The sequence below is a fragment of the Vreelandella sp. 2A-K22 genome (assembly GCF_054065485.1).
The window spans coordinates 31578-56401 of sequence record NZ_JBSUGC010000005.1 but is presented as its reverse complement, the minus strand read 5'-3'; the positions used below and the strand labels follow the sequence as shown (position 1 = coordinate 56401).

Annotated in this window: 25 protein-coding genes; 6 read left to right on the top strand and 19 right to left on the bottom strand. The window is 54.3% G+C overall.

Features of this window, described 5'->3' with window-relative positions; genetic code table 11:
* Nucleotides 1-161 precede the first annotated feature (161 nt).
* Nucleotides 162-1961, top strand: a complete 1800-nt coding sequence (locus ACW17M_RS08130; RefSeq protein ID WP_009288201.1) for a GGDEF domain-containing protein — start codon at nt 162-164, stop codon at nt 1959-1961.
* 20 nt (nt 1962-1981) lie between these two features.
* On the opposite strand, the gene ACW17M_RS08125 is transcribed toward ACW17M_RS08130, so the two are convergent.
* From ACW17M_RS08125 to ACW17M_RS08095, 7 genes are all read right to left on the bottom strand, one after another.
* The gene (locus ACW17M_RS08125) at nt 1982-3304 is read right to left on the bottom strand and encodes a DUF2252 domain-containing protein (protein WP_457547209.1); all 1323 of its coding nucleotides are present in this window, start codon (nt 3302-3304) and stop codon (nt 1982-1984) included.
* A gap of 75 nt (nt 3305-3379) precedes the next feature.
* Nucleotides 3380-4873: a sodium:solute symporter family protein gene (locus ACW17M_RS08120; protein WP_233974207.1), complete on the bottom strand. Its 1494-nt coding sequence runs from the start codon at nt 4871-4873 to the stop codon at nt 3380-3382.
* Nucleotides 4866-5093 (bottom strand): hypothetical protein, encoded by a 228-nt coding sequence (locus tag ACW17M_RS08115; protein ID WP_027960159.1) that lies wholly within the window; start codon nt 5091-5093, stop codon nt 4866-4868. The genes ACW17M_RS08120 and ACW17M_RS08115 overlap by 8 nt, the downstream gene beginning before the upstream one ends.
* An 11-nt stretch (nt 5094-5104) precedes the next feature.
* A complete protein-coding gene (locus tag ACW17M_RS08110) occupies nt 5105-6526 on the bottom strand; it encodes an amidase (protein ID WP_457547208.1) in 1422 nt (473 codons plus the stop codon).
* Between the two features lie 163 nt (nt 6527-6689).
* The gene (locus ACW17M_RS08105) at nt 6690-7601 is read right to left on the bottom strand and encodes a LysR family transcriptional regulator (protein ID WP_233974205.1); all 912 of its coding nucleotides are present in this window, start codon (nt 7599-7601) and stop codon (nt 6690-6692) included.
* 9 nt (nt 7602-7610) lie between these two features.
* Nucleotides 7611-8087 carry a GNAT family N-acetyltransferase gene (locus ACW17M_RS08100; RefSeq protein WP_457547207.1) on the bottom strand — a complete coding sequence of 159 codons (477 nt, stop codon included), beginning with the start codon at nt 8085-8087 and terminating at the stop codon, nt 7611-7613.
* Nucleotides 8088-8291: 204 nt separating this feature from the next.
* The gene (locus tag ACW17M_RS08095) at nt 8292-8927 is read right to left on the bottom strand and encodes a glutathione S-transferase family protein (protein WP_041158265.1); all 636 of its coding nucleotides are present in this window, start codon (nt 8925-8927) and stop codon (nt 8292-8294) included.
* 148 nt (nt 8928-9075) lie between these two features.
* On the opposite strand from ACW17M_RS08095, the gene ACW17M_RS08090 reads away from it, so the two are divergent.
* Together ACW17M_RS08090 and ACW17M_RS08085 are read left to right on the top strand one after the other, a co-directional pair.
* The gene (locus ACW17M_RS08090; protein WP_278370092.1) at nt 9076-10059 is read left to right on the top strand and encodes a helix-turn-helix transcriptional regulator; all 984 of its coding nucleotides are present in this window, start codon (nt 9076-9078) and stop codon (nt 10057-10059) included.
* A gap of 99 nt (nt 10060-10158) precedes the next feature.
* Nucleotides 10159-11697 (top strand): diguanylate cyclase, encoded by a 1539-nt coding sequence (locus ACW17M_RS08085; protein WP_457547206.1) that lies wholly within the window; start codon nt 10159-10161, stop codon nt 11695-11697.
* 8 nt (nt 11698-11705) lie between these two features.
* Here the strand turns inward: ACW17M_RS08085 and bluB are convergent, their stop codons facing one another.
* Together bluB and ACW17M_RS08075 are read right to left on the bottom strand one after the other, a co-directional pair.
* A complete protein-coding gene (gene bluB, locus ACW17M_RS08080; protein ID WP_457547205.1) occupies nt 11706-12383 on the bottom strand; it encodes a 5,6-dimethylbenzimidazole synthase in 678 nt (225 codons plus the stop codon).
* Between the two features lie 57 nt (nt 12384-12440).
* On the bottom strand, nt 12441-13196 hold the full coding sequence (locus tag ACW17M_RS08075; protein WP_457547204.1) for an NAD(P)H-dependent oxidoreductase: 756 nt from the start codon (nt 13194-13196) through the stop codon (nt 12441-12443).
* Nucleotides 13197-13284: 88 nt separating this feature from the next.
* Between ACW17M_RS08075 and ACW17M_RS08070 the strand changes: the two genes are divergently transcribed.
* On the top strand, nt 13285-13443 hold the full coding sequence (locus tag ACW17M_RS08070) for a helix-turn-helix domain-containing protein (RefSeq protein WP_457547203.1): 159 nt from the start codon (nt 13285-13287) through the stop codon (nt 13441-13443).
* Between the two features lie 19 nt (nt 13444-13462).
* On the opposite strand, the gene ACW17M_RS08065 is transcribed toward ACW17M_RS08070, so the two are convergent.
* On the bottom strand, nt 13463-13951 hold the full coding sequence (locus tag ACW17M_RS08065; protein ID WP_457547202.1) for a MarR family winged helix-turn-helix transcriptional regulator: 489 nt from the start codon (nt 13949-13951) through the stop codon (nt 13463-13465).
* 96 nt (nt 13952-14047) lie between these two features.
* On the opposite strand from ACW17M_RS08065, the gene ACW17M_RS08060 reads away from it, so the two are divergent.
* Complete coding sequence (locus tag ACW17M_RS08060) at nt 14048-14974, top strand: DMT family transporter (protein ID WP_457547201.1); 927 nt, start codon at nt 14048-14050, stop codon at nt 14972-14974.
* Nucleotides 14975-14995: 21 nt separating this feature from the next.
* Entirely contained in the window at nt 14996-15634 is a 639-nt protein-coding gene (locus tag ACW17M_RS08055; protein WP_457547200.1) for an NAD(P)-dependent oxidoreductase, read from the top strand.
* A 127-nt stretch (nt 15635-15761) separates the two neighbouring features.
* Here ACW17M_RS08055 and ACW17M_RS08050 read toward each other — a convergent pair whose 3' ends face one another.
* The 9 genes from ACW17M_RS08050 to ACW17M_RS08010 form a co-directional block, all read right to left on the bottom strand.
* Complete coding sequence (locus tag ACW17M_RS08050) at nt 15762-16187, bottom strand: GNAT family N-acetyltransferase (RefSeq protein ID WP_027960015.1); 426 nt, start codon at nt 16185-16187, stop codon at nt 15762-15764.
* 23 nt (nt 16188-16210) lie between these two features.
* Nucleotides 16211-16717 (bottom strand): DUF523 domain-containing protein, encoded by a 507-nt coding sequence (locus ACW17M_RS08045; RefSeq protein WP_009288192.1) that lies wholly within the window; start codon nt 16715-16717, stop codon nt 16211-16213.
* 77 nt (nt 16718-16794) lie between these two features.
* Nucleotides 16795-17259: a GNAT family N-acetyltransferase gene (locus tag ACW17M_RS08040; RefSeq protein WP_457547199.1), complete on the bottom strand. Its 465-nt coding sequence runs from the start codon at nt 17257-17259 to the stop codon at nt 16795-16797.
* A gap of 74 nt (nt 17260-17333) precedes the next feature.
* Nucleotides 17334-18233 (bottom strand): alpha/beta hydrolase, encoded by a 900-nt coding sequence (locus ACW17M_RS08035; protein ID WP_161575212.1) that lies wholly within the window; start codon nt 18231-18233, stop codon nt 17334-17336.
* Nucleotides 18234-18397: 164 nt separating this feature from the next.
* The gene (gene astB, locus ACW17M_RS08030) at nt 18398-19765 is read right to left on the bottom strand and encodes an N-succinylarginine dihydrolase (RefSeq protein WP_457547198.1); all 1368 of its coding nucleotides are present in this window, start codon (nt 19763-19765) and stop codon (nt 18398-18400) included.
* Nucleotides 19762-21234, bottom strand: a complete 1473-nt coding sequence (gene astD / locus ACW17M_RS08025; RefSeq protein ID WP_457547197.1) for a succinylglutamate-semialdehyde dehydrogenase — start codon at nt 21232-21234, stop codon at nt 19762-19764. Before astD ends, astB begins: the two co-directional genes overlap by 4 nt.
* Nucleotides 21235-21256: 22 nt before the next feature.
* On the bottom strand, nt 21257-22288 hold the full coding sequence (gene astA, locus ACW17M_RS08020; protein ID WP_233974192.1) for an arginine N-succinyltransferase: 1032 nt from the start codon (nt 22286-22288) through the stop codon (nt 21257-21259).
* Nucleotides 22288-23352 (bottom strand): arginine N-succinyltransferase, encoded by a 1065-nt coding sequence (locus ACW17M_RS08015; protein WP_027960008.1) that lies wholly within the window; start codon nt 23350-23352, stop codon nt 22288-22290. The genes astA and ACW17M_RS08015 overlap by 1 nt, the downstream gene beginning before the upstream one ends.
* A 50-nt stretch (nt 23353-23402) precedes the next feature.
* Nucleotides 23403-24617: an aspartate aminotransferase family protein gene (locus ACW17M_RS08010; RefSeq protein ID WP_009288183.1), complete on the bottom strand. Its 1215-nt coding sequence runs from the start codon at nt 24615-24617 to the stop codon at nt 23403-23405.
* Between the last annotated feature and the right edge of the window lie 207 nt (nt 24618-24824).

Sequence of the window (24824 nt, the reverse complement as noted above, 5' to 3'; positions counted from 1 at the left end):
CAACCGTTGAAGAAAACATCACCTGCGTAAGGTTCATATTCGTTAAACTCTACGCTTAATGCTCAGCCTCACTTTTATTGTGCACGTAGCGTCGTTAATGATGGCCCCTATGTAGCACTTATTAATAGCAAGATCGCGACCAAGAGATTAGGACGTTCACCATGCCGCCTAGTGGGTTCGCCATTCGCCGAAGCACTCTACTGCTCTTAACGCTTGCGTTACTGTTGGCATATTCAGGCTACCTACTAGCTGATACCTCTCCCAAACCGCTCCATAATTGGGAGTATCGCTGGGGCGACTCTCCTTACGATGCCGATAGCCATCCTCAATGGCTGCAAAGCGACTCGACAGAGTGGCAGTCGATTGACTCCCCTTCGAACCCACCTGGCCGCAACGGGCACGAACACCTCTGGTTACGTACGACAGTGCCCGCCGGTGATTGGAACGATCCAGTACTTTTTATCACCAGTATCAATTTGATTGGGCAAGTTTATCTAGACGATGAACTGATCTATCAATATGGTGAATTTGACGAACAGGGAAAAGGCGATTTTGCGGGCTGGCCCTGGCACATGATAGACCTACCAGAAAATGCCGCCGGTCAGACGCTTACCTTTCGCTTTTACTCTTACTACACCAGTATTGGCTTATGGGGCCAAGTCCAGGTAATGGAACGCATTGAGGTTTTAAAGCAAATTATCCATGAATCTGCTCAGGATCTCGGTGTGAGTGCTTTGGTATTGGTGCTCGCTATCCTGGCCACCATTTTCGCGTTAATAGGTCCCGAACGCCGTGGTTTTGGGTCTATTGCGTTGTTTGCTTATGCTTCAGGGCTAATGCTGCTTGCGGAGACCCCAGCCCGTCAACTCATTGCCGATGAGCCATTGACCTGGGACACACTCCGAGCAGCCAGTTACTACACCCTGCCGGTGGCACTGGGGTTGTTACTCAGCTATTGGTTGGAGGGCACCGCTAAGCGCTGGATAACTCTCCTTTGGGTTATTCACTTGGTGTATCTGGTGCTGGCGATTGGTTTGGTTCAATTGGGAGTGCTGAGCCTTTCATTAACCTTCCCCATCTTTGATGTCATGCTGGCCTTAACGCTCCCCATAATGCTGGCACTTGCGCTCATGCGCTTTCAAAAGCTCACCCTTGAACAACGGCTTCTGGTAGTGAGTTTTACTTTTTTTGCCCCGCTGCTACTCGCCGATATGGTGGTCGCCCACGGCTTTGTGGGCTGGCGCAGTGTGCCCTTGAGCTACGGCACACTGGCTTTTTCTTTAGCGAACGCGGCTATTTTTCTGTGGCACTATCGGCATACACAGCAACAACTTGCCATGGCCAATGAGACTCTAGAGCAGCAGGTGGCGGCGCGAACCGCCGACCTCGACCGGTTAGTTCAAGAACTGGAAGGGCTCTCACGCAAAGACCCATTAACAGGCTTGCACAACCGTCGCCATTTCGACACGGCATTCGAGCACCATTGCCAGCGAGCTAAGCAGCATGACAGTCAACTCTCCGTGCTAATGCTGGATGTGGATCACTTCAAACAGATTAACGATGATTTTGGTCATGACGCAGGAGATGCCGTGCTGGTCGAAATCGCCCTGTTATTGCGGCACCACTTAAGAGATTTGGATGTGATCTGTCGCTTTGGGGGCGAAGAATTTGTTGCCTTGCTACCTGCTACCTCCCGAATCGCTGCCGAGACGCGCGCAAAGGCGCTGTTAACATCCATTGCTCATCAGGCATTTATTCATCAAGGCTCTTCTCTGCGGAAAATCACGCTTTCCTGCGGTGTCGCAACATATCCTGATCACACTCAAGACCCTAAGAAATTGCTGCGCCTTGCCGATGAAGCGCTTTATCAAGCCAAGCACAGCGGCCGTAACCGCTGTGTAGTATGGGAAGAGACACTTGAAGAGCAGGGATTTATGCTCGGTAGGCAACAGCCGCAATAACCACTCATGGTATTGGTTAATTAAGCAGCCCCCGACGCCAGGAAGTGATCAATAAACACAGCGTAATCCTGCTCTGTGCAGTCGGCGTAAGCCACCGCCAGTGTTGTAACCACCTCAATAAACAGGTCTTCACGCCCTTTTAATCGTTGGCAAACGGCCTTGGCAAAGCGTGTTGAGTCACCCTGGTTAAGCGCCTGGGCACCGCGCAGGTGTTCACGGGCGAGAATTTCTCCCCACTGCTTTGCCAGTTTTCGATATGACTTACCGCCAGAAAGCTTATGGGTCGGAAAGTCTTTCTTGAACGGCGAGCGCTCACGCACCGAAAACACCTTTCCGTTCATGGTTAGCCAGCCGAGATAGGCATCTGGGTGCTCAGCAATGGCGTGGAAGGCAGCTGCATGACGGATGGCTTCGTTAGGAAACAGCTTACGCCACGCCTGCTGCTGTTTTTTATCCATTAATCGAAATGCTTCTGGAGGTACCTGCTCTTTAACATCCAGGATGATGTCATCGTGCTCGTGCTCGACACCGCCTTCAATCAAGACGTAATAGCGTTCGACACCCAACGAACCGGTGCCTGCATCCAAACGCCGTGCCGTATCTTTGACGCGAAAATGGTGGGGATCACTCTCTTTAATAGCGTGTTGTAGCGTTTGCTGATACTCCTGCTCAATTAAACGGCGTAGTTGGCTAGCCACATCCGCAGGCAGGTTAGCGAGCTTGCCAGGCCGTTCGGCGAACTGGCGGCCTTTCTGCTCATCTAGGGTCGTCCACTTTTCGAGCATCCGCGCACGGCTCTGCTTATCGGCGACTTTACTCATAAAGGGCTTAAGCAGGCCCTTTGCACTATCAAGGGTCACGGCGTGCACGGGCTGACTATCAACGTGATCGACCAGCGTTTGGTAATAGCCCTCTATTAACTTTTTAAGCGCTTTATCAATCGTTTTTGGATCCAGCTCCGCATTTTCACGAGCATCTAATACGACGCTGATAGCCAGCCGCCACAGATCATATTGGTAGTCGCCAATCAGCGCATCATCGAAGTCATCCATGCCGTAGCGCACTTGGTCATCGTGGTGACCATAAGCGCCAAAGTTATAGACGTGGGCGTCGCCCTGCAACCAGGTTTGGGTCTCCGGCCAGCCACCAAACAGGGCAAAACGCCAATCGTGCCATACATCATTCCAGTACAAATGATTACTGCCGCGATAAAAGCGGTAGGGCGACGCAGCCATTTTGGCGTACTTGGCTTGGCGGATGGCCGTTGGTAAGGCGTTATTCGCCTGGTGGGTGGCCTCAATCACCTGCTGAGGGCGGTTATGTCCAGTCAATGCATGACTCATCGAATTACCTTTGTTGATGCAAAAAACACTTTAGTACAAAGGTAGTCGATAACCATGAATAGATTAAGTCAGCACTCACACCGCAGCTCGACGTCCCCGTTGGGTAAAACCTCGTGGAGCGGCAATACGAAAGAAGCGCTCCACCACCTCAGCGTGGGTAGCAGGCGTAATCAAAGAGACGGCGACAAATACCGGCAGGTTGAGCATCAGCCCCCAGAAGCCCGCGTGAATACCCATTGGGTGTGGCCAAAGAGTAGTAAACGCCACGGTAATCAGAAAGCCCGCTACGATACCCGCCATTACACCTAAGCGAGAAGCCCGCGGCCAGAAGAACATGCCGATAAAGGCAGGCAGCACCTGGGAGGCAAACCCGAGCCCCACTAACAGAATCATTACCAAACTGCCGGGCTCGGCAATTGCGAGCGGCGCGACCACTAAAAACATAATGGGCAGAATCAGCAGCCGCGCAAGTTTTCCGGTAACGCCATCCGAGAGTTTTAGCACCGGCTGTAGTACATCCTTGCTGAGTGACAACGATACCGAATGAATAAACGGCTCGCTGGAAGACATTGAGGCTGCCAAAGTACCCGCGCCAAGTAATCCAACCAATACTACCGGCAAGTGCTGCATGGCGTACTCAAGTACCACGGTATCGGCCCGGGCCAATTCAGGTAGCGAAAAAATGCCAATAAAGCCGACAACGACCATAGGCAGAATAACCACGTAATACGTGGGTAGCCACGTCGCGCTGCGGCGAATAGTTCGTGCCGAGGAGGCGCTCATCCACTGCGTCCACACCGGCGGCATAAACGAGAACATGGAAACGATGATCGAGGTTGTCCAGAAACTAAAGCTCATATCGCCGCCTGCGCCGGGCAGAGTGAGAAACTCGCTATGCTCGGCTTGGATACGCTCGAACACGCCCGCAAAGCTCAACCCGCCGGTGGCGCTATGAACGGCCCAGAGGCCAACGGCCCAAGCCACAATCAGCATCAACACGCCTTGAAAGGCATTGGTGCGACCAATCGCCCGCTGACCACTGGCATAGAGGTAAACGGCAATACAGGCCAGTACCAGCACGACACCTAGCCAAATCGGAATCAAACCGCCGCTCATCACAAACAGAATATAAGCCGAACCTATGGTCTGCAGCACCGCATAAGCAATGGAGCCAATCGCCATGACAATTGCCGCCAGTGCGCCCAGGGCGGGGCTCTGGTAGCGATCAGCAATGGCGCTTGCCTGAGTCACGTGACCAAACTGCTCGCCGAACTGCCACACTTTAGGGCCGAAATACCAAGCGACCAGCGCTAGATACGAGAGGTAAATCGCCACATAAAACACCGCCACCCCTTTGGAATAAGCCCACCCGGGCGCTCCCATAAAGGTGTAAGCACTCACACTACCGGCGGCAATAAGCAAGTAAAGCGTCACCGGCCCCATGCTGCGGCCCGCTACGCCCCACTCCTCCAAGCTATTCATGGAACGCCCTGCTCTGGCGCGTAGGCCAATCACCATGGCAATAGCGACATAGGTCAAGGTAATCAATAGTGGCCAAGGGCTATTCATGGTCGTCTCGCTCCACAATACGATTGCCGATCAGCATCACCACTACGCAGGCAAAAATCACCAGGTAGCTCCACACTACTAACAGAGGCAAGCCCATCACTAAGGTGGCTCTGTTTACCCAACCAATCACCGGCCACGTTCCCGCCAGCACCAGCACCACAAACGCAATTAACAGCCCCCAGCCCGCCCGGGAGGTAGGCAGTACTAATAAACGTTCCATGAGTGTTCCTCTTATTTAACTGCAGAGTTAATCACTGGCAGCATCGGCCAGCGCGTGGGCAACGCCAAACGCGTTTCTAGCTGCCTTGCCAGTTTCAGCACAAAGTGATCTCCAAAGCGCGGGCCAACCAACTGCACACCTATCGGCATATTGACGGAACTAGCGGAACGGCTAAACCCAGCATTAAGCGAGATCGCAGGCTGCTCGCCCATATTCCACGGCACGGTGTAAGCAATGTGCTCAAAGGGCCGACGCGGATCATTGGTAGGCGATGGCCACTCAGCTGGGAAGGCGATATTGGGTGTGGTGGGTGAAATCACCGCATCGACCTCATCAAATACGGCTTCGGTGGCGCGTCGCATCGCCATGGTTTGCTGAAAACCGTGCACTGCTTCTACGCCACTTAAGTGTGCACCACCATCGGCCCAGGCTAAAATGGCAGGCAACACTTGCTCACGCTCGTTAGCCGAGAGCTTTAACAGCTCGCCCCACTGACGGGCCTGCCAGAAGTGATCCAGTCCATCTAACATTTCGCGGGTCAGCACTGGCGCCATCGGCACCAGCGTTGCCCCAGCGGCTTCCAACTGCTTTGCAGCCTGTTCCACGTGGTGGCGAATCTCATCATCCAAAGGTAACCCGCAGCCCGCCTCCATCATCACACCCACTCGCAAACCTTTAACGTCGAGCTCCAGATCCATCCAGTCAATCGTTTCCGGCGGCAGACGCATCGCATCGCGTCGATCTGTGCGGGCAAGCGCCGTCATCATCAGCGCGGCATCCGCTACGCTTCGGGTCATTGGCCCGGCACAGCGGCCTACATAATAAGGGTCTATCGGTACCCGGCCCAAAGTGGGCTTAAAGCCGACGACACCACACCACGCCGCAGGAAGGCGTATCGAGCCACCAATATCGGTGCCCACATGCAGTGGCCCAAGCCCAGCAGCGGCGGCAGCGCCCGCGCCCGCGCTTGAACCGCCGGTATTACAAGCTAAATCCCATGGATTGCGGGTCAAACCATGAAACGACGAGAGCCCGGATGAGAGCATGCCAAAGTCGGGGCAGGTAGTTTTCGCCAGCAGCAGAGCGTTATCTTCCCCTAAACGAGCAGCGGGGGGAGCGTCTTCAGTGGCAACGGGCTGCTCGCCAAGCCCGGTTCCCCCCGGCACTGGCATCCCTTTCGTTGCAATCAGCTCTTTAAGGGTGATTGGCACGCCATCCAGCGCGCCGCTAGGTTGCCCCCTAGCCCAGCGCTGGGTGGAGGCTTCGGCTGCTTTAATGAACGCATCAGGCTGATAGGCATACAGCGCATTGATTTGCGGCTCCCAGGCGTCGATATGCTCAACCAGGGCGCTGGCTACTTCAGTTGGCGAGAACCTATAAGCTCGGTAGCCATCAATTAATTGGATGGCGGTGAGTTGGTGTAGTTCAGGCATCACATTACCTTTTGCTGTTGTTATCAGACTGACGTTATCAGGCTTTCGTTATCAACAATCTCAGCATGAACCCACACCGTGTCTTCTGCTATTTCAATCTTGACCGCAGCGTGTCCACTTTTTGTGTGCACTCTATTCTTTCAGGATCTTCTTTCAATATCTTTCAAGATGAAGGAGATTGTAGTGTTTGTAGGGCACTTGCCAGCAGCGAAAGGCACGCCTCGGTGGCAAAGCTACGCTGGCGATGGCGATAAACGCAGAGATCTACCCGCGCTGCTTCAAGCTCTGAAGAAGCCAAGGGAATGCTAACGAGTTGACCCAATTGGCACTCCCGAGCTACCGCCATCGGTGGCAATACCAGAACACCTGCACCGTTAAGGGCGAGGGCTTTTTGAGTTTCCAGTGAAGCGGTTCTAAAGGTGGGGGCCAGAACTATCCCGACCTGATGAGCGGCGCGCTCCAGCGCTTGGCGCACGCCATAAGATTCATCAGGCAGGATCAGCCGGTGCGCTGCCAGGGAGTGAAGACTCACCTCAGAAGCCGCGGCCAATGGATGGCCTGGAGCCATCACTGCATGGTGGTGCAACTCGGCGCTAGCAAAGGGCACAATGTCATCATGGCGGGGCATAAAGAAGGACAAGCCAATATCGGCATCACCTCGGCGTAGCGCCTCCACCATTTGGCTAGCACTGACGATCCCGATATCAAAACTCAAATGGGGATAGCGCTGCCCCATCTTGGCTAACGTAGGCGCTAGCAAGCCAGCCACAACGCCTTCCGCCACCTGCAAACTGACCCGCCCAGTTCGCAAGCCCTTCAAATCGGCAATATGTTCCTGCACCCGCTCTAGGTCACGGAGGGTACGCTGCGCCTGGGCAGCCAACAACTCCCCCGCCGCCGTCAGGCTAATGCCGTTGGGGCCACGCTCGATGAGTGGTGCGCCAAGCTGGTGTTCCAGTAAATCGATCTGGCGGCTAATCGCTGTGGGGGCAATATGCAGTTGGGCGGCAGCTTGGCGCAGCGAACGACACCGGGCCACAGTATCGAAATAGCGTAATGCGCGGCCACTGATCATAAGCGCCCCTTAAAGCCCCAGCTGCCGTGACATCACTGTTACGTTTTCGCCCCGATACTCAAGGCTTTCTTCATCTTGCCAACCCAGCCGACGATAGAGCGCCTGCTGGTCGGGAGTATAGAGATAGAAGCGCTCGATGCCGCTCTCAGCGGCTTCTACTTCTATCCGGCGTATCAACGCAGAGGCAATACCCTGCCCCCGCCATTCGGGTACGACAAATACTGAGGCAAGCCAGGGGGTAAATTCACGACGAATGCTCATATCATCGGCAATTAGGCTGGCGGTTCCCACAGGGGTTTCGCCTTGCATAGCCACAAAGATGGAGGGCACACCACCCTGACCACATTCGGCCTTTAAATGTTGAATAGCCTGTTCTTGGGTGAGACCTGGGTGTAAATGACCCCAGGCTTCAAATGTCCACCCCGAAACTAACACAACATTTGGATCGTCAGCGCTGAGCCGCTGGAGGGTGATATCGCTTTGCATGAATGGCGCCCTATCTTATTATTTAGCATAGGCGAATACAGTAGCGATATATGGGTAGGCTGGCCAGCGCCGATACCTTCCGCACACGCCGTTGGCCAGAGGCTTTACTGCTATTATCTGTAGCAAAAACTGCAACCAGATAGGGTTCATCTACCTTGAAAGCAATTGCCAACTTAATACAAAAGCGGCAATGCAATTAAGCCATCAGACGGACAAAGGCTTCATTTTCTTAGCCAGTTCATCGTCCAACTCATTGGCCCGCTTGGCTGCTGGCCTGCTTTCCATACGCTCTATGTAATGCTTAAACACCTCTTTTGGTGGGATATTCTCCTGCATTGTTTCCCACCAGAGATAACTGCTAACCAATATATCTGCGGCAGTAAACTGATCGCCGCAAATATAAGCGTTTTCACTGAGTACTTTTTCAAGCGTATTGATACTGTCTTCCACTTGGCCACAACCAACGGCCTGTACGTTGCTGCTGTCGATTTTCCAATTGTAGGCCTTTGCACTAGTAGCCATTTCAAACGGACCCGCCATAAAAAAAAGCCAGCGATAATAAACTCCACGTTCGGGAGATTGCGGGGGTGGTGAAAGCTTTTTATCCGGAACCTGATCCGCCAGGTACGCGCAGATAGCCGCCACTTCCGTCACAACAGTGTTGCCATGTTTGATGGCAGGCACCTTGCCCATGGGGTTTATGGCCAAGTAGTCCTCAGATTTCATCTCTGAATCGAACTCCATCGCCTTTACCGAGTAGTCTATGCCTACTTCTTCCAACATCCAGCGCACAACGCGCCCGCGGGACATAGGGTGGGTGTAAAACGTTAGCTCTGACATATTAGGCTCCTTTTTCAGTCAATTTTCCGGTGACACAAGGTACTGCCAGATCAGATTAGTTTGTTAATAGGTGAGAATCCGCCCTAAATAAAAGCAACAATGCATTTTTCTGCAAGACTTTAACGATGGCTTCAGTAGGGAGGCAGTAATGGCAGGCCCCACAACACGCGTACTTGCGGTGCTTGAGTTGCTGCAAGCTAATGGCCAAATGGGCGGCGCTGAATTGGCCGAACGCCTGGGCGTGGATCGGCGCACTATACGGCGATACATTACGGCGCTGGAAGATATAGGCGTGCCGATAGTGACCGAGCAAGGGCGCTACGGTGGCTACCGATTGGTGGCTGGCTTCAAGCTGCCACCCATGATGTTTACCGACGAAGAGACATTCGCCGTTTCGTTAGGCTTATTGGCCGCTAGCCAGCTGGGACTAACAAACGCAGCGCCCGCCATTGCCAGCGTACAAGCGAAGCTCGAGCGAGTGATGCCAGCTAATTTAAAAAGCCGTGTTCGAGGCATCAGTGAGACCACTCAGGTGATCTTACCCCGGCGCGAACCCAGCCGTGATGACCGCGCCCTTGAGACGCTGACTAAAGCCACAGAGGCCATGCGAACCGTGGGGCTTACCTACCACTCCCCGCAGCATGATCCGATTGAGCGTCAGATCGACCCCTACGGGCTAGTTTTCCAACAAGGTAGGTGGTATGCCGTCGGTTTTTGCCATCTACGGGGAGCCATGCGCTCATTTCGGTTAGATCGTATCAGCGGTGTGCACCTACTCTCAGGTACCTTCATACGCCCCACCCGCTTTGATGCAGCCGATTTTTTGAGCGAAAGCCTCATGTCCTGGGGCCCCACTCATGAAGTATCACTGGTGCTACACATTGATCATGCCGCGTCCGCTGGCTTTGAGAACCAATTTTTCTGTACAGGTCAGTTCGAACAGGTTGAAGGTGGACTACTGCTCCATACACGCACGGATAGTTTCGAGTGGTTTGCCTATTGGCTGGCACAGCTCCCATTTCAATTTACCATCCTCAAACCAGACGGCCTCAAAGAGGCGCTTCGCGAACACGCCAACCATTTACTAGCAAGTTGTGAGAGCGCTTCACCATATTCAACAGATACGCCCTGAAACAGTCTAAAACCTGGGAGATAACGAAGGCGCTATTCGCCTGATTTTAAGGATAAGGCTTCTTAGCCTCTTAAGTGCTAGTCTGTTAATCAAATAACTTTGAATACAGACTCACAAATGCAACATTCATCAAGGCGCGCACACCGTCTTGCATTGGCGACAATTGCCCCGCGAATTTTTGCCTTTTGCCATACCTTCGGACTCACCGTATGGATCGCCGTGGTAGAAGGCAGCGGCTGGACACTTATTCTGCCCGGGATTTTGCTGCTGCTATGGCCCGGCGTTGCCTATGCGCTTGCTGTAAGCGCCCAGAACTCCAAGCGTGCCGAGTTCAGAAATCTCCTCTATGACAGCCTGCTATTTGGTTTTTGGTGCAGCGTGCTGGATTTTTACGCTTTAGGCACCATCACCATTGGGCTTGCCTGTTTGATGAACAATTTAGTGGTCGGCGGGGTACGGAAGATGCTTATTTCAGCCGTACTTTTCACAACCGCAGCCTTAATTGGAAGCGCCTTAACGGGATTCAAGTTTCGCCCCTATGTGAGCAACAATTTAGACATCTACCAATGGACGGGGGCAATCGTCTATTTTCTAACCATAGGCCGCATAACGTACAGTCAGAATCGTCAGATCGGCCGCAGCATTGGCGAGATTCAGTTTCAGAACCGAGTCTTTCACGCGCTGCTTGATCTCGGGACGGTGGCAAATCGTGCGACCAATATCCATACCCTGCTGGATGACTCCTTAAACCACCTACACTCCCATTTCCCCGACTACGGTTTTGCTGTTTTTGTACAAGAACGACAACGTTGTGAAGTAACACGCTACGCGGCTGTTGCGGGACTAAGCCCAAAGGATGAACAGCGTCTAAAGCATCTATTGGCCAGCGTTCGTAGGCAAAGAGTACAGCCGGACACACGGCCACAAACAGACGAAGGCGAGAACCTATATGTCATGTCCATGGAAGGCCGTCTAAGCTTGTACGAAGGCTGGCTGATCATGAAAGCTCCCAGCCGAGAAGACGGCTTGGAGCAAATACTTTCCCTCTTTGCCGACCAACTAGCGGCCGCTACCGAAAATAAATTGCTACATTTGGAATTGAAGAAAACGGCTGAGCGTGACGGACTCACCGGCCTTTATAACCGAGGTTTCTTGGAAGCCGCGCTGCAAATGAGCATTCAAGGCAAGGCGCAGACGCCGAGCCTGGATTTTGCTGTATTGATGATGGACGTCGACAAGCTTAAGGAAGTGAACGACCATTATGGTCATGTTGCAGGCGATCAACTGATTTCCAGCGTTGCCAAGTACCTGCAACTTCACTGCAGGGACAGCGACATACTTGCACGCTGCGGTGGCGATGAATTCGTCATTCTATTTCCTTCTGCCGACTTGACGGCAGCCAAGCGTATGGCCAACTTGATCAGAGACAATTTGCCTGAACAGCGTTGCATTATCGACACCGCTAGCGGTGAACGTGAAGAACTGACGCTTCATTTGAGCTTGGGATTCGCCAGCTCCAGCGAAGTGCCTGCCCTACAGGTATTTGCTCTGGCAGACCAGCGCATGTACGAAGACAAGAACCAGCGCCGCAAGCAAAGAGTAGATGACTTGGGCACAGCGAGCTGGCCCCCCTTATAAAAACTTCCTCACAAACAACTGGCAAGCGGCTGCCCCCACTGATCGACATGTACTAGTTCACTTAATGGCAAGCGAGAGCGCCAGCCTTTGGCTTCAAGCTCTGGTTGGTCTAAAAACTCGCTAACATAGCCAAGGCAGAGATACGCCAAGGGGTAAACGTGGTCAGGCAGATTCAGCGCCTTGCTCAGCTGCTCTTGGTCGAGAATGCTCACCCAACCAACGCCAATACCTTCTACCCGCGCAGCCAACCAGAGATTCTGTACAGCGAGACAAGTGCTGAAAAGATCGGTATCCACCATACTATTGCGCCCCAGCACGTGAGGGCCGCCCCGGCTTCGGTCACAGGTAATACAGAGATTAAGCGGGCTCTCCATAATACCTTGCAGCTTAAGGCTGCGATAATGCGCTTGACGCTCGCCTTCAAAGCGTTCGGCGGCCTTCTGATTCTCCTGCTCGAACATCGCCAGCACTGCTTCTCTGACGCTGCGTCTTTCAATCACGATGAAATCCCAGGGCTGCATAAATCCCACTGAAGGCGCATGATGCGCGGCCTCCAAAAGGCGGGCCAGTACATCAGGAGGTATTCTGTCGGGCAGAAATTGCGAGCGCACGTCGCGCCGCTCATGTATGGCGCGGTAGAGCCCACGGCGCTCAGCATCGGAAAAACGGTGGTTCGAGGTGGTCATGGCGCTGATTGGGCCTTTTGCTGATCTGTTTTATAGACAGTAAGAGTCTACACGAGCTCAGCCTAGCCGCCATCTCAGCGGGTTTGTTTGGCGTAAAACGCCATCTTCGTCCCAGTCATCCCATCCGGTAAAGGGGATGGGCAGTTCGCTGTCCAAGTTTCTCAGACGATCTACCCAAGCCGCTTTGCAGACCTCTAGGTGACCAATGATGTCAGCTTCCTCTTGGTAACGAATACCGCCGCCCTGAATGCCGTAGCTCACCTGAGGCGCCAGCACGTCAAAGCCAACGTAGTACAACGATGCGTGTATGGGCCACAGCCAGTGCACCATATTGCCAGCTCGGCCAAAAGGCTGAAATGCTTTCTCCGGTGAGCCCGTGGTGACCGATAGCATCGCCTTCCTACCGCGATAGTAGCCCCGGTCGTAACGCATGCGGCTTGTATAGCGCCCGCCATACACCAGCACCCGATCAAACCAGCCTTTTAAAATGGCGGGCTGGGCGTGCCACCATAAGGGAAACTGGAAGATCACCAAGTCAGCCCACTCCAACCGCGCCAACTCCCGCTGGACATCCTGCGGTAATGTGTTTTTCTCGTAGTGAGCCCGCTGCTCATTGAGGGCATAGAAGTAGTCCGACGCCACGGCGCTATGCGGATATTGCTCAGGGCGCTCCACCGGATCAAACTGCTCAGCATAGAGATCATCCACTTCCACTGTATGCCCCTCGCCCACCAGCTGTTCTACCGCCTCATCCACTAGGCCGCCATTAAACGACTTGCGTTCAGGATGAGCCAAGACGATCAACACATTCATTCTGCGCTTCCCCTATTGATTGGTTCAACGACAGACTAACCTGTTCAAATACGCTCAGACATTCGCGAAAAATGACAACTCAGTTTGCATGAATGAACAGCAAATAAGGTGGGACGATCTAGCGATTGCAGAGGTGGGGTCGCTATCCGGCGCCAGCCAAGCGCTGCGTATCAGCCATGCCAACGTCTTCAGGTGTTTAAGCGAGATGGAACAAAGTCTAGGCGTGACTCTTCTCAATAGTGGCTAAGTTGCCACTGCGACACACATCACTCCTGCTCCAATCCCGCCAAGAACTGTTTAAGCAGCTCATCGAGTTGCGCTCGTTGATCTTCAGTCAAGCCGCTTACCAGCTGCGCCTGGGTTTCCACATGAGCAGCAACGGCTTCATCGATTAACTCGAATCCACGCTGGGAAAGAGAGATGAGAAAACCACGACCATCGTCGGGATTTTTGACCCGCTTGATCAAACCCGCCTTTTCCAGTTGATTGATGCGGTGAGTCATGGTGCCTGAAGTCACCATGGTGGATGCCATCAAATCCCCCGGCGATAGCGCGTAGGGCGCTCCCTCACGGCGAAGAGTTGCCAGAACGTCAAAGCTCGCGTCAGTCAGACCGTATTTCGCCCAGGTCTTCTCCATTGCGCGCATTAAGGTGTGATTCAGCCGTTTGACCCGCCCGATGGTAGCCATCGGCGCTACATCGAGGTCAGGCCGCTCCTGCCGCCACTGTTTGAGAATGTTGTCTACATGATCCATGAGCGTATTTTGCGCTTAATTATCTTGACGTCAAGATTAATCACACATATCTTGACATCAAGACACTTCGAAACGGTACCAATGAGAACTACGCGAATGACATCATTAAGCACTACCCGCACACACTCACGCAAAAGAGCTTGGCTTGCCCCACTGGTGTATCTGTTATCTGGTGGTGCCTTGCTGGGTCTATCGACTAATTTGGCAAAACTTGCCGGTGACATTCAGCTACCGGCGCTCGCTTTTCTGTTTTGGTCAATTTCAGGAGCGGCGCTTATTCTATTGGTTCTCGCGGCCTTCCGCCGCAATCTGCCGCCGGTCAACGTCCGGACCGTTGAGTACTACGCTATTTCAGGTCTGCTGGGCGTAGCGGGTGCCAACCTGCTTTTTTTCTCAGCTATCCCCCATGTGGGTGCGGGGTTCGTGGCATTAATCATCACTCTGCCACCGCTACTCACCTACATCGGCGCATTAGCGTTAAAAATGGAGCGGTTTCAGGTGTTGCGTGCGGCGGGGGTTATATCAGCCCTCGCGGGGGCCGTCACCCTGGCCTTCCATAAGCTTTCGGCGCCGGATGCCAATTACCTCTGGATTCTCCTCGCTTTAATTGGTCCCGTTCTGCTGGCTATCGGCAACATCTACCGAACCTTACGCTGGCCAGAAGGCGTATCCAGCGATGCGTTGGCGCCGGGGATGCTTATCGCAGCGGCCATCATTCTCCTCAGCGTGGGGTTTCTGCCGGGCTTCTCACTGAGCGTTCCAACAGAACGCTCCCTGCCATTCTTGCTGATTGCACTCCAGGCGATGGTCTTCGCAGGCCAGTTCTTACTGCTCTTCCTACTACAGAAAAGCGGCGGCCCGGTGTTTCTGAGCCTATTGGGTTCCGTCGGCGCCGTGGTGGGCGTTCCGGTCGCCATATTGCTGCAAGGAGAAACCGCTCCCGAAGGCTTACTGCTTGGCACCCTATTAATTGGAGCCGGAATTACCCTGCTCAACATTGGCAAAGCCAAACAACTTAACTAATGAACCCAAGAGAGATATATCATGAAAATTGCAATATTTGGTGCCGCTGGCGACGTTGGCAAACGCATTATGAATGAAGCATTAGCACGTGGTCATAACGTAACCGGCGTGGTGAGAACAGAGAGTCAGCTTAACAAACTGCCCGCTGAAGCCAGCCGCTGTGTCGCGGATATAACAGACTCACACCAGCTAGCTCATGTTATTCAAGGACAAGACGTACTGATCAGCGCCGTTCGCCCACCCGATGGAAAAGAAGCGACGCTGGTGGCGCTAACCCGTTCTCTAATGGCGAGTGCCCTTCCGGGTCAGCGAGTGCTCTTGGTAGGCGGAGCCGCACGATTGCTAATCCCCGGGCACGCCGGTGATACGGTCTTAACAGCCCCCGATTTCCTTCCTGCCTCTGCGCTAGAAATTGCCAAGGCATGCCAAGCTCAGTATGAACTCTGCTTGGGTGAAACCAGCACAGCGTGGACTTACTTCTCCCCTGCCGCCATGCTGACGCCTGGAGATCTTACGGGGCGCTATCGTCTTGGCACCGATACCCTCGTCATGGACAATAACGGAGAATCTCGCATTTCAATGGAGGATTTCGCGGTAGCGATGCTTGATGAAGCAGAGACCCCTCAACATATTCAGAAAGCCTTTACGGTAGGTTATTAATACAAAAATCGGCAAACTACCCCGTCATCCAACCTAAAAAAGTAAAGCGAGCGTCGGTAGGTTCCAGCAGCAGCACCGGCGCAATCTCTTGTAGTACTTAACAGTAAAGCCCCATTAATTTAACGGGTTAGAGTATGCTCCGCTCCATATAGTGAGTCCCACCCTCTGTTTTACGCACGCGAAACCCCATACGCTCGTATAGCGCTATTGCTGGGTTGATACAAAACACACGCAGCCGAAGTAAGCGGATGCCCGACTGTTGGGCGATTTCCTTCGTGTGGCGGATTGCCGCTGTACCTAAGCCTTGGCGCTGCCACTTCTGATCAATTTGTAGCTCTCGAATATAGTAAGCGGCTTCATCGTGATTTATGCATAACAACCCTACTGGGCTAGCGTTAATAACTAATTCGTAACTGTCTAACTCATCCCATTGTTTATCAAACAGGGCTGTATTCCAGCGCATATCCAACTGTTCGTAGTAAGCAGACATATTTTGGCGAATTAATTTTTCCGCGAACGCCTTGTCGTTAGTAGACCGAATAATAGGCGTCATATCTCGATATCCTAATGCTGCTTTCACGAACTTGTAGCAAGAAGTGCAGTGTTAGCTTGGGCTATTTCATACTGACTAAACACGTGCACACCATGTTCCCGAAGCAGTGCGGCTGTTACTCCCATACCCGGTACTTTTTTACCAGAGAAACTGCCGTCATAAATAGCGGTGCTTCCGCATGAAGGACTGAACTCAGCAAGCACTGCGATATCGATAGCGAATTTACGGCACAGGTTCAAAGCGATAGAGGCACCTGCTAAAAATTCATTGGTCACCTTGCCTCCATCGTTTTCGATAACATCGACCTCACCGTTTAAAACACCCTTACCACTGCCTTGGAAAATCTCCGCGGGCGGCCTGGGAATACTCATCCCCGCCTCAACTTCGGGGCAAACAGAAACGATTCGGCCTTCAGAACGCCACTGCTCAACGATCTGATCATCCACGGAAAGGGCGCCACCATCATAGCGAACCTGTTTACCCAAGAGACAGGCGCTCATTAATACTTTTCTCAAATCACCAATCTCCAATCTCCAATCTCCAATACGGTGATGAACTCAAGAGTGACGTTTTAACTGAATCGACCCAACTAGGAAAGCTCTTCTTGTCAGCCATTTAACTTTAGCTGCTTTCGGAAATACACTCGATTAAACCCCGCTTCATGCCGACACTCGCCCCTGACGTATCCTAGTTTGGGGTACATGGCGAGATTTTCTATCATGGCTTCATTCGTATAAAGTTCCACGGCTTCGTATCCCTTTTCCTCGGCTGAACATTCCACGTGATCGATCAATCGCTTCCCAATGCCGAGGCCACCATACTCGGGTAGTATGGCAACGTTTTCGAGGTGAAAATGATCGCCTTCGGGGTAGAACACAACATAGCCCACAAAATGTGAATCAAGGATAGCAACATCTATGTAGCCGTAGCCGACTAGGCTTGCGTAGTCTGCATGCATGGGCGCAGGTTCACGACCAATGCGACTGATATACTTTGAATAGGCCAGTCGTGCGCAGGATTGAATGTCCGGAACATCAGTTTCGAGTGCAGCACGGATGTCGATTAAGGGCATATTGACGTAATCCTAGTGCTAGGTGTGAGAACCATAAGTGTTTCCACCATCCCATACACATGAGGTTTTCGCTCTTATAACGCTTGAAGCCAATGGTAAGCTGTCTTGATGCCCTCTTTGTTCACAACAAGGCTCAGATGCGATGCATTAGGCACCGTGACGATATCAGCGTGTGGAACGATGGGCCGCAAAGTGGGCTCGAAGCGCTCCGCAAAAAATGCTTCGTCATCAGATCCAGTAATAAGAAGGACTGGAGCCGTCATAGAACTGAGATCGTTCTGCCAATTGGCGGGAGCAAAGCCCTTCATAAGCCGGTACGAATACGCTAGCGTTTCTGAGCCCTGGCGGTATTCGGGCGGCAAATTAAAGTGCAGCACCGGTAGCTTATTGAAGTGGGTAATACCGAGTTCATTCAAAATGGATATAGCAATGATCCTGGTCACTTTGGGGTCTGCCCACCCGCCCGAGCTTTTCCGAACAGTAGGTGCGTCGTATCCTAGGTAAGGCGCTAGCAGCAGATAGGCGTTGGCACGGTGCCCATGCGTGCCACCAGCAAAACGTATTGCTAACCCGCCACCTGACGAATGCCCACCGACGACGATACGCGTTAATTGAGGATTGACCACTTCGATGTGGGCAATAAGATCGGCAAGATCATCCTCAAGCTGCTTGATATAGTCAATATCGCCGCGCCGAACGGGAGATGGCCCATGCCCTCGAATATCCGGGGTGTAAACAGCGGCGGCGCCTGAAGCTGCCAATCCGCGAGCAAAGGTTGCCAGATATCGACTGTCGGTCCCTGAGCCGTGCACGAGCACCAGCGCCGTGTCGGATTCACTTGGATAATGCCGATATGAAAGTGTGGTGCCATCCCTTGCTTCAAACGGCTGAAGTGCTGGCAGTGGGCCTGCTGCGCCTTGCTCAGACACTAACGCTTCGAAATCCAAGCCGTTCGCATTAGTGCCTGTCGACATTATTAAAAATACTCCTATCACCAAGGCCAGCATATATTGTCGCACTGCTCCCTCCTAATCGCATACGCCGGGCAAAGCGACGGCTAAGCTTTCGCTGCAAACTTTAAACCAAAACGCCAAGGCACTGCCATGGCGTTTATTATTTTCCCTCACTACATCACACCCTACCCCAGTTGAAAGGGATAAACCGGGCCGATTTTCAGCAGTTGAGTGAGTTCATCCAGTGCTGCAAGCGACTCTTCCGCCAGCTGTGGATCGGCCAAATCGTCCGGGGCGAGGCGAACGCGATAGTGGCGCTCCACCCACGCGGTCAGGTCAGTGTACAGTGCATTGGTGAGCAGCACGCGGCCAGAGAGCGCTGCACGTTCGGCCTCCGTTAGCACCACGCGCAGGCGCAGGCAAGCCGGGCCGCCGCCGTTGCGCATGCTTTGTTTGACGTCTTTAACGACCACTTCACTGATCGGATTATTGCCCGCCAGCAGATAATCCTGAATGGTGCGCCATACCGCCTCACGCTCCTGGCATTCGCCGGGCACTACCAGCGTCATGGTGCCATCCGGGTTGGAGAGCAGCTGCGAATTAAATAGATACGAGGCTACCGCATCCTCCATGCTTACCGCTTCCAAGGGCACGCGCACGGGAATCAGCGGGCTGGCCATTTTGGTGCGCAGCTCATCAAGCGTGCCTTCTTCATCCAGAAAGGCCATTTCGTGGTAGAGCAGCACGGGGCCGTTGCCCACAGCAATGACGTCATTATGGAAGACGCCCGCGTCGATGGCGTCCGGGTGCTGCTGGGCAAATACCGTTTGCGCCTCTGTTAACCCATGTTGGCGGGCCACCGCCTGACTGGCTTCCAGGGTTTGCCTGGCCGGATAGTGCTTGGGTTCTCGCTCACCGCTACGCACGTCACCAAACGCCTGACGGCCATAGACAAATAGGTGAACGCCCGGCTCGCCGTACTCACCACATAAACGGGTGTGATTAGCCGCCCCTTCGTCAGAAAAGGCAGGCGTTGCAGGCAGCACCGGATGGTGGGCGAAGTGCTGTTCGTCGCGGAAAATTGCCTGCAGCACGCGACCGGTGGTTTGCGGTTCTAAATAGCGGTGAAAGCTGGATTGTAGATTCGCTGGCGTGAAATGTACCCGACTATCCGGTACATCCATGCTGGGCGTCATCGTACCCGCGTTAGCCGTCCACATACTGGACGCCGAGCAGACTGCTCGCAGTAGTTGAGGGGCCTCTTTGGCGGCGCGGGCCAGAACGTCGCTATTGCTGCCGCTAAAGCCTAAATCACGCAGTGCGCCAATATCGGGGCGCTGCTGGGGTGGCAGCACCCCTTGGGCATAGCCCGCGTCCATCAACGACTTCATCTTGAGAAGACCCTGCAACGCGCCCTCTTTGGGGTTGGACACTAACCCGCCGTGGCTCATAGACGCCACATTACCTACCGCCAGCCCGGAGTAGTTATGGGTTGGGCCGACTAGGCCGTCAAAATTGACTTCCCTAACGCTGCTGAGATCGGCGGCACTCACAGGCTCACTCCCGGCGGCAGGGTCTCGGGCATCTCCAGGCTGTCAGCTTCCATGGAGGCCACCGGGTAGGCGCAGTAGTCTGCCGCATAAAAAGCACTGGGACGGTGATTGCCGCTGTCACCCACACCACCAAAAGGTGCATCGCCGGATGCACCGGTGGTTTGGCGGTTCCAGTTGACGATTCCAGCGCGAATACGCAGCAGGAAGTCATCCCAATCGGCTCGATCACCGCCAATTAAACCGGCGGAGAGCCCGTAGCGGGTGTTATTGGCAAGCTGTAGCGCTTCATCCCAATCGCGATAGCGGTGGATTTTCAGCAGCGGGCCGAAGTGCTCCTCGTCCGGCACGTCAAGGCCGGTCACATCAATCAGCGCGGGACTTAACAGGCTGGTGTTCTCCTTCTGGCGCTTCATACGGTTGATCACCGTACCGCCCATGCTCTCCAGCTCCTCTTGGGCCTTGAGCAGGCCGTCCGCCGCCGCTACGCTGACCAAACCACCATAGAACGGCGTAGGATTTTCTTCGAACTGCCCCGCCACGTGTAGCTTGGTAATCGCCTCTGAAAGCGCATCGATCAAGCGATCGCCTACTGCGCCCTCAGGCACCATTAAACGCCGCGCGCAGGTGCAGCGCTGGCCGCCGGAGAGATACGCCGACTGCAGAATGGTCAATACCGCGGCGCGCTCGTCGTCGACATCTTTCACTATCAGGGGGTTATTGCCGCCCAGTTCCAGCGCCAGGATTTTATCCAGCTGTCCGGCAAACTGCTGGTGCAGCATGCCACCCACTTTGGCGCTACCGGTAAACAGCAGGCCATCAATATCGGGGTGACCTGCCAGCGCCTGGCCTACCGGCACACCACCTTGCACCAGGTTAATGACACCTGCTGGAAGCCCAGCCTCTAGCCAGCACTGTAGGGTCAAATCCGCGGTAAGCGGGGTTTGGTCGCTGGGTTTGAAGACCACACAGTTACCCGCCAATAGCGCAGGCACCATATGGCCGTTGGGCAGGTGGCCGGGGAAGTTATATGGGCCAAACACCGCCATCACACCATGAGGACGATGGCGCAGCACCGCGTTTGCACTGCCCACCACTTTTTCCCGTTCACCGGTGCGCTCGTTATACGCCTTAACCGACAGCGCCACCTTACCCACCATGGCGCCCGCTTCGGTGCGCGCCTCCCAGAGCGGCTTGCCGGTCTCTGAAGCAATCGCAACGGCCAGGTCTTCACCTCGTGTTTTTAGCACCTCGGCAAAACGCTCGACAAGCGCCTGGCGCTCGGCAAAAGGTGTGCGCGCCCAGCCGGGGAAGGCACCGCGGGCGGCTTTCACAGCGGCCGTGACCTGTTCAGAGCTAGCCGTCGCTGCTTGCCATAGCGACTTGCCAGAAACGGGGTCGTGCTTGCTCAACGGCTCTGCGTCGCCTGCGACCCAGGCGCCATTGATCAGTTGCTGCTGTTGGGCGTGCATAAAACTCTCCTGTAAACGTCGCCTAGGTCTCGAGTAGCCGTAGGGTATCGCCGGTGGCAACACCTAAGCGCTTCGCTTCCTGCTCGTTAAGCACGATGGTGTTATCCTCGGCAGGCCCGCGGCCTATCCAACTGGCGGTAAAGTGCAGCATTTGAGTGGTGGCGGCTAGCCAGCGGCTGACGCTCTCTTCGCTTGCTCCGGCTGATACTTCCACCTGGCAGAGCCGTGAGTTGCGGATAGCGCGCACATCATCAATGTACGCCTCTACCGTCGGGCCACCGTCGAAAATATCGATATAGCCTTCCCAGCGCAGCCCCTCTTTTTTAAGCATCTCCAGCGCCGGGCGAGTATGACGATGCACCTGACCAATGCAGGAACGCGCCTCTTCGGCCATGAAAGTGGTGTAAATGGGAAACTTGGGCATCAGCTCGCCAATAAAGCTCTTCTGCCCCAGGCCGGTTAGGCGGTCAGCTTCGCTGAAATCCATAGGGAAGAAGTGTTTGCCCAGGCTCTCCCAGAAAGGACTGGTGTTATTTTCATCGAACACCCCACGCATCTCCGCCAGCACTTTATCGGGAAAGCGATCACGAAACTGGGCAATAAACAGCCAGCGCGCTTTGGAGAGCAGCGCGCCATTGCGCAAATGTTTGTTGGCTTCGCCGCGATACTCAGGACGCAGAAACAGCGAGCATACTTCGGCATCGCCGGTGTGGTCGGAGCTTAAAAACAGCGTGTCGATAGTGCGGTGAAGATCCAGCTGAATGGATGAGTGCGCAAGGGTTCCCAGCCGATAGTTATAGAACGGCACCTCGCGCCCCACCTGCCCCTCAATGGCGCAGCAGCCCGCCAACTCGCCACTTACTTCATCCTCTAGCACAAAGAAATAAAGCCGATCATCCACCGGAGTGCGCTCTTCAAAGGCACTGGCAGCCGCTTCAATCTTACCGGCTAGAAACTCGCGATTATCCGGCAGCGAGGTAAAGCCAACGCCCGCCTGCTGCGCAAGCGCCTGAAGCCCATCCAGATCATCACGGGCAATGGGTCGAATGCGCATTACATTTCTCCTTCATCGAGCGCGTCTACCACGGTGGGTAGCGTCAGCGGCGCAGCAAGCACCGCTCGCCCTTCCGTGACACCCAGCCGCTCAGCATGCTCCGCTGAGAGCATCAACTGGCCCGTGGGTGACAGCGCGTAGCGGGCGACGATGCAGCGAAACTCGCCCAGCTTTTGATTGGCAACCAGCGCGGGTTCAGCATCCGGCAAAGCGTGTTCAGGGCGAATGCGCACCGGGTGCCAGGCAGCACTGCGGAAGGTTTCCAACCGCTCGCGCTCGGCTTTGACAATCGGTCCGGCGTCGAAAATATCCACATGGCGCGAACGCACGAAGCCCTCCGCCAGCATCTCCTCCAACGCCTCTTCATGAGCAGGGTGCTCACGACCTATCGCCGCCCGCGCCTGGGGTGTTAGCAGCGGCAAATAGAGCGGGAACTGGGGCATTACTTCGGCGATAAAGCTTTTCGAGCGCACCCCGGCAATGTGGTTAATATCCTGGAAACTGCGGGCGAAAAAGTGCCGCCCCACGCTTTCCCAGAACGGCGATTCACTGCGCGTATCCAAGTAGCCGGGAAACGCCACCGCCAGAATACGCGAAAACCGCTCGGGGTACTGGGCGATAAACATCAACCGCGCCCGGCGCAGCAGGCTCTCCGCGCTGGTGCCTTTATAACGCGGGTTAAGCGAAAAGGCGCACAGCAGGGTAGCGTCAGAAACTTCATGGGAGAGCGCTAGCGTCTGCACTTCACGACGTACGTTCAACTGCTGGGAGGCGTGAATCAGCGTTTCCTGGCGGTAGGTGTAGTAGGCCTCATTGGCACCCGCCTGGGCACGTATGGTGGCGGTACCGAGCACTTCCTCGCGTGTGTCATCGGCGAGAACAAACGTATAGTGCTCGTTTTCTGGAAACTCGACGTCACCATTAAAGGCGTCTTGAGAGCGCGCAATGCGCTCCTGAAGTCGCTCACGGTTAGCAGGCAAGTTAGTAAGCTTAGGTACTGCATGCTCGGCTAATTGCTCAAGCGCCGTGAGATCAGACGCTTTAACGGGTCGAACTACCAGCATCCTCGATGCCTCCCCTTCAGTTAACACGATTGACGCAGCCTGCTGTTCACTCATGCTGCCGCAACTAATCGCTCAATCGCGCGCTCTAAGCGGGCCATGCCCTCGGCGATATCCGCTTCAGGAATGACCAGAGAAGGCGCCATGCGCAGTACGTTCGGCCCGGCGATCAGCGCCATCAAGCCCTCTTCAATCGCCAGCGGTAGTATGTCTTTGGCACGCCCTTCATAGGCATCCGACATCTGGGCACCTATTAATAAGCCCATACCGCGAATCTCTTTAAACACGCCATGCTTGCGGTTGATAGTTTCTAAATGCTCGCGGAACAGATCGTGGCGATGCTTAACGCCTTCGAGCACCTCGGGCGTATCGATAAGCTCCACCGCCGCCAAGGCAACGGCAGATGCCAGCGCATTGCCGCCGTAAGTAGAACCGTGGGTGCCAACAACCAGCGATTTAGCCACCGAGTCGATAGCCAGCATGGCGCCAATGGGGAAACCGCCGCCCAAGGATTTGGCACTGGTAAGAATATCCGGCGTAATGCCGTAGTTCTTATAAGCGTAGAGTTCTCCGCTACGACCAACGCCGGTTTGCACTTCGTCAAAAATCAATAGCGCATTGTGCTCGTCGCAGAGATCGCGCAGCCCTTGGAGGAATTCTTGCGTGCCGGGCACGATACCGCCCTCGCCCTGCATGGGTTCAACCATAATTGCGCAGGTGTCGTCGCCAACCAGCTTGCGAACGCTATCCAGGTCATTGTAATTAGCGTGCAGAATTCCGCCCGGCACCGGCCCAAAGCCCTGGGAGTATTTGGGCTGGCCACCCACACTGACGGTAAAGAAGGTGCGGCCATGAAAAGATTGGTAGAACGAGATGATTTTATCTTTCTGCTCACCGTGATTATCCACCGCCCAGCGGCGTGCCAGCTTAAGCGCAGCTTCGTTGGCTTCACCGCCGGAGGAGCATAAGAACACCTTATCGGCGAAGGTGCGCTCGACCAGCGTCTTGGCCAAGTTCAGCGCTGGCTCGTTGGTATATACGTTGGAAAGGTGCCACAGCTTCTCGCCCTGCTCTTTGAGCGCATTGACCAGTACTGGATGGCAATGACCAAGGGAGTTAACCGCGATCCCCCCGGCAAAGTCGATATATTCACGGCCCTGTTGATCCCACAAGCGGCTACCTTCACCACGCACGGGAATGACCTGCTGTGGTGAGTAGTTGGGCGTCATGTAGTGGTCGTAATCTTGACGGCTTGGGGTATGGCTCATGGGTCGCTAGCTCCAGTGGAGGAAAGTAGTAACAACAGTATAAGGTGGTAAAGAGTCCAAGCGCTTTCAGCAATGGGACGGCAAATTATGAATAGCGGCGTCTCGGCGTATCACTGAACCGCCTTGAAGAACTCTAAAAGAGCCCCATACTTATTAGCAAGCTATGCGGTTATTCGCTGAGCTGCGTTGCATAGTGATGAGCACCGA

Coding starts and splice junctions, on each gene's coding strand:
- ACW17M_RS08065 (WP_457547202.1), bottom strand. CDS start 13,951: ATGGATCATGTAGACAACATTCTCAAACAGTGGCGGCAGGAGCGGCCT.
- ACW17M_RS08090 (WP_278370092.1), top strand. CDS start 9,076: ATGGCAGGCCCCACAACACGCGTACTTGCGGTGCTTGAGTTGCTGCAA.
- ACW17M_RS08075 (WP_457547204.1), bottom strand. CDS start 13,196: ATGAATGTGTTGATCGTCTTGGCTCATCCTGAACGCAAGTCGTTTAAT.
- ACW17M_RS08055 (WP_457547200.1), top strand. CDS start 14,996: ATGAAAATTGCAATATTTGGTGCCGCTGGCGACGTTGGCAAACGCATT.
- ACW17M_RS08010 (WP_009288183.1), bottom strand. CDS start 24,617: ATGAGCCATACCCCAAGCCGTCAAGATTACGACCACTACATGACGCCC.
- ACW17M_RS08110 (WP_457547208.1), bottom strand. CDS start 6,526: ATGCCTGAACTACACCAACTCACCGCCATCCAATTAATTGATGGCTAC.
- astD (WP_457547197.1), bottom strand. CDS start 21,234: ATGCACGCCCAACAGCAGCAACTGATCAATGGCGCCTGGGTCGCAGGC.
- ACW17M_RS08095 (WP_041158265.1), bottom strand. CDS start 8,927: ATGTCAGAGCTAACGTTTTACACCCACCCTATGTCCCGCGGGCGCGTT.
- ACW17M_RS08115 (WP_027960159.1), bottom strand. CDS start 5,093: ATGGAACGTTTATTAGTACTGCCTACCTCCCGGGCGGGCTGGGGGCTG.
- ACW17M_RS08015 (WP_027960008.1), bottom strand. CDS start 23,352: ATGCTGGTAGTTCGACCCGTTAAAGCGTCTGATCTCACGGCGCTTGAG.
- ACW17M_RS08050 (WP_027960015.1), bottom strand. CDS start 16,187: ATGACGCCTATTATTCGGTCTACTAACGACAAGGCGTTCGCGGAAAAA.
- ACW17M_RS08105 (WP_233974205.1), bottom strand. CDS start 7,601: ATGATCAGTGGCCGCGCATTACGCTATTTCGATACTGTGGCCCGGTGT.
- bluB (WP_457547205.1), bottom strand. CDS start 12,383: ATGACCACCTCGAACCACCGTTTTTCCGATGCTGAGCGCCGTGGGCTC.
- ACW17M_RS08060 (WP_457547201.1), top strand. CDS start 14,048: ATGACATCATTAAGCACTACCCGCACACACTCACGCAAAAGAGCTTGG.
- ACW17M_RS08125 (WP_457547209.1), bottom strand. CDS start 3,304: ATGAGTCATGCATTGACTGGACATAACCGCCCTCAGCAGGTGATTGAG.
- ACW17M_RS08120 (WP_233974207.1), bottom strand. CDS start 4,873: ATGAATAGCCCTTGGCCACTATTGATTACCTTGACCTATGTCGCTATT.
- ACW17M_RS08130 (WP_009288201.1), top strand. CDS start 162: ATGCCGCCTAGTGGGTTCGCCATTCGCCGAAGCACTCTACTGCTCTTA.
- ACW17M_RS08100 (WP_457547207.1), bottom strand. CDS start 8,087: ATGCAAAGCGATATCACCCTCCAGCGGCTCAGCGCTGACGATCCAAAT.
- astA (WP_233974192.1), bottom strand. CDS start 22,288: ATGCGCATTCGACCCATTGCCCGTGATGATCTGGATGGGCTTCAGGCG.
- ACW17M_RS08035 (WP_161575212.1), bottom strand. CDS start 18,233: ATGTCGACAGGCACTAATGCGAACGGCTTGGATTTCGAAGCGTTAGTG.
- ACW17M_RS08070 (WP_457547203.1), top strand. CDS start 13,285: ATGAATGAACAGCAAATAAGGTGGGACGATCTAGCGATTGCAGAGGTG.
- ACW17M_RS08040 (WP_457547199.1), bottom strand. CDS start 17,259: ATGCCCTTAATCGACATCCGTGCTGCACTCGAAACTGATGTTCCGGAC.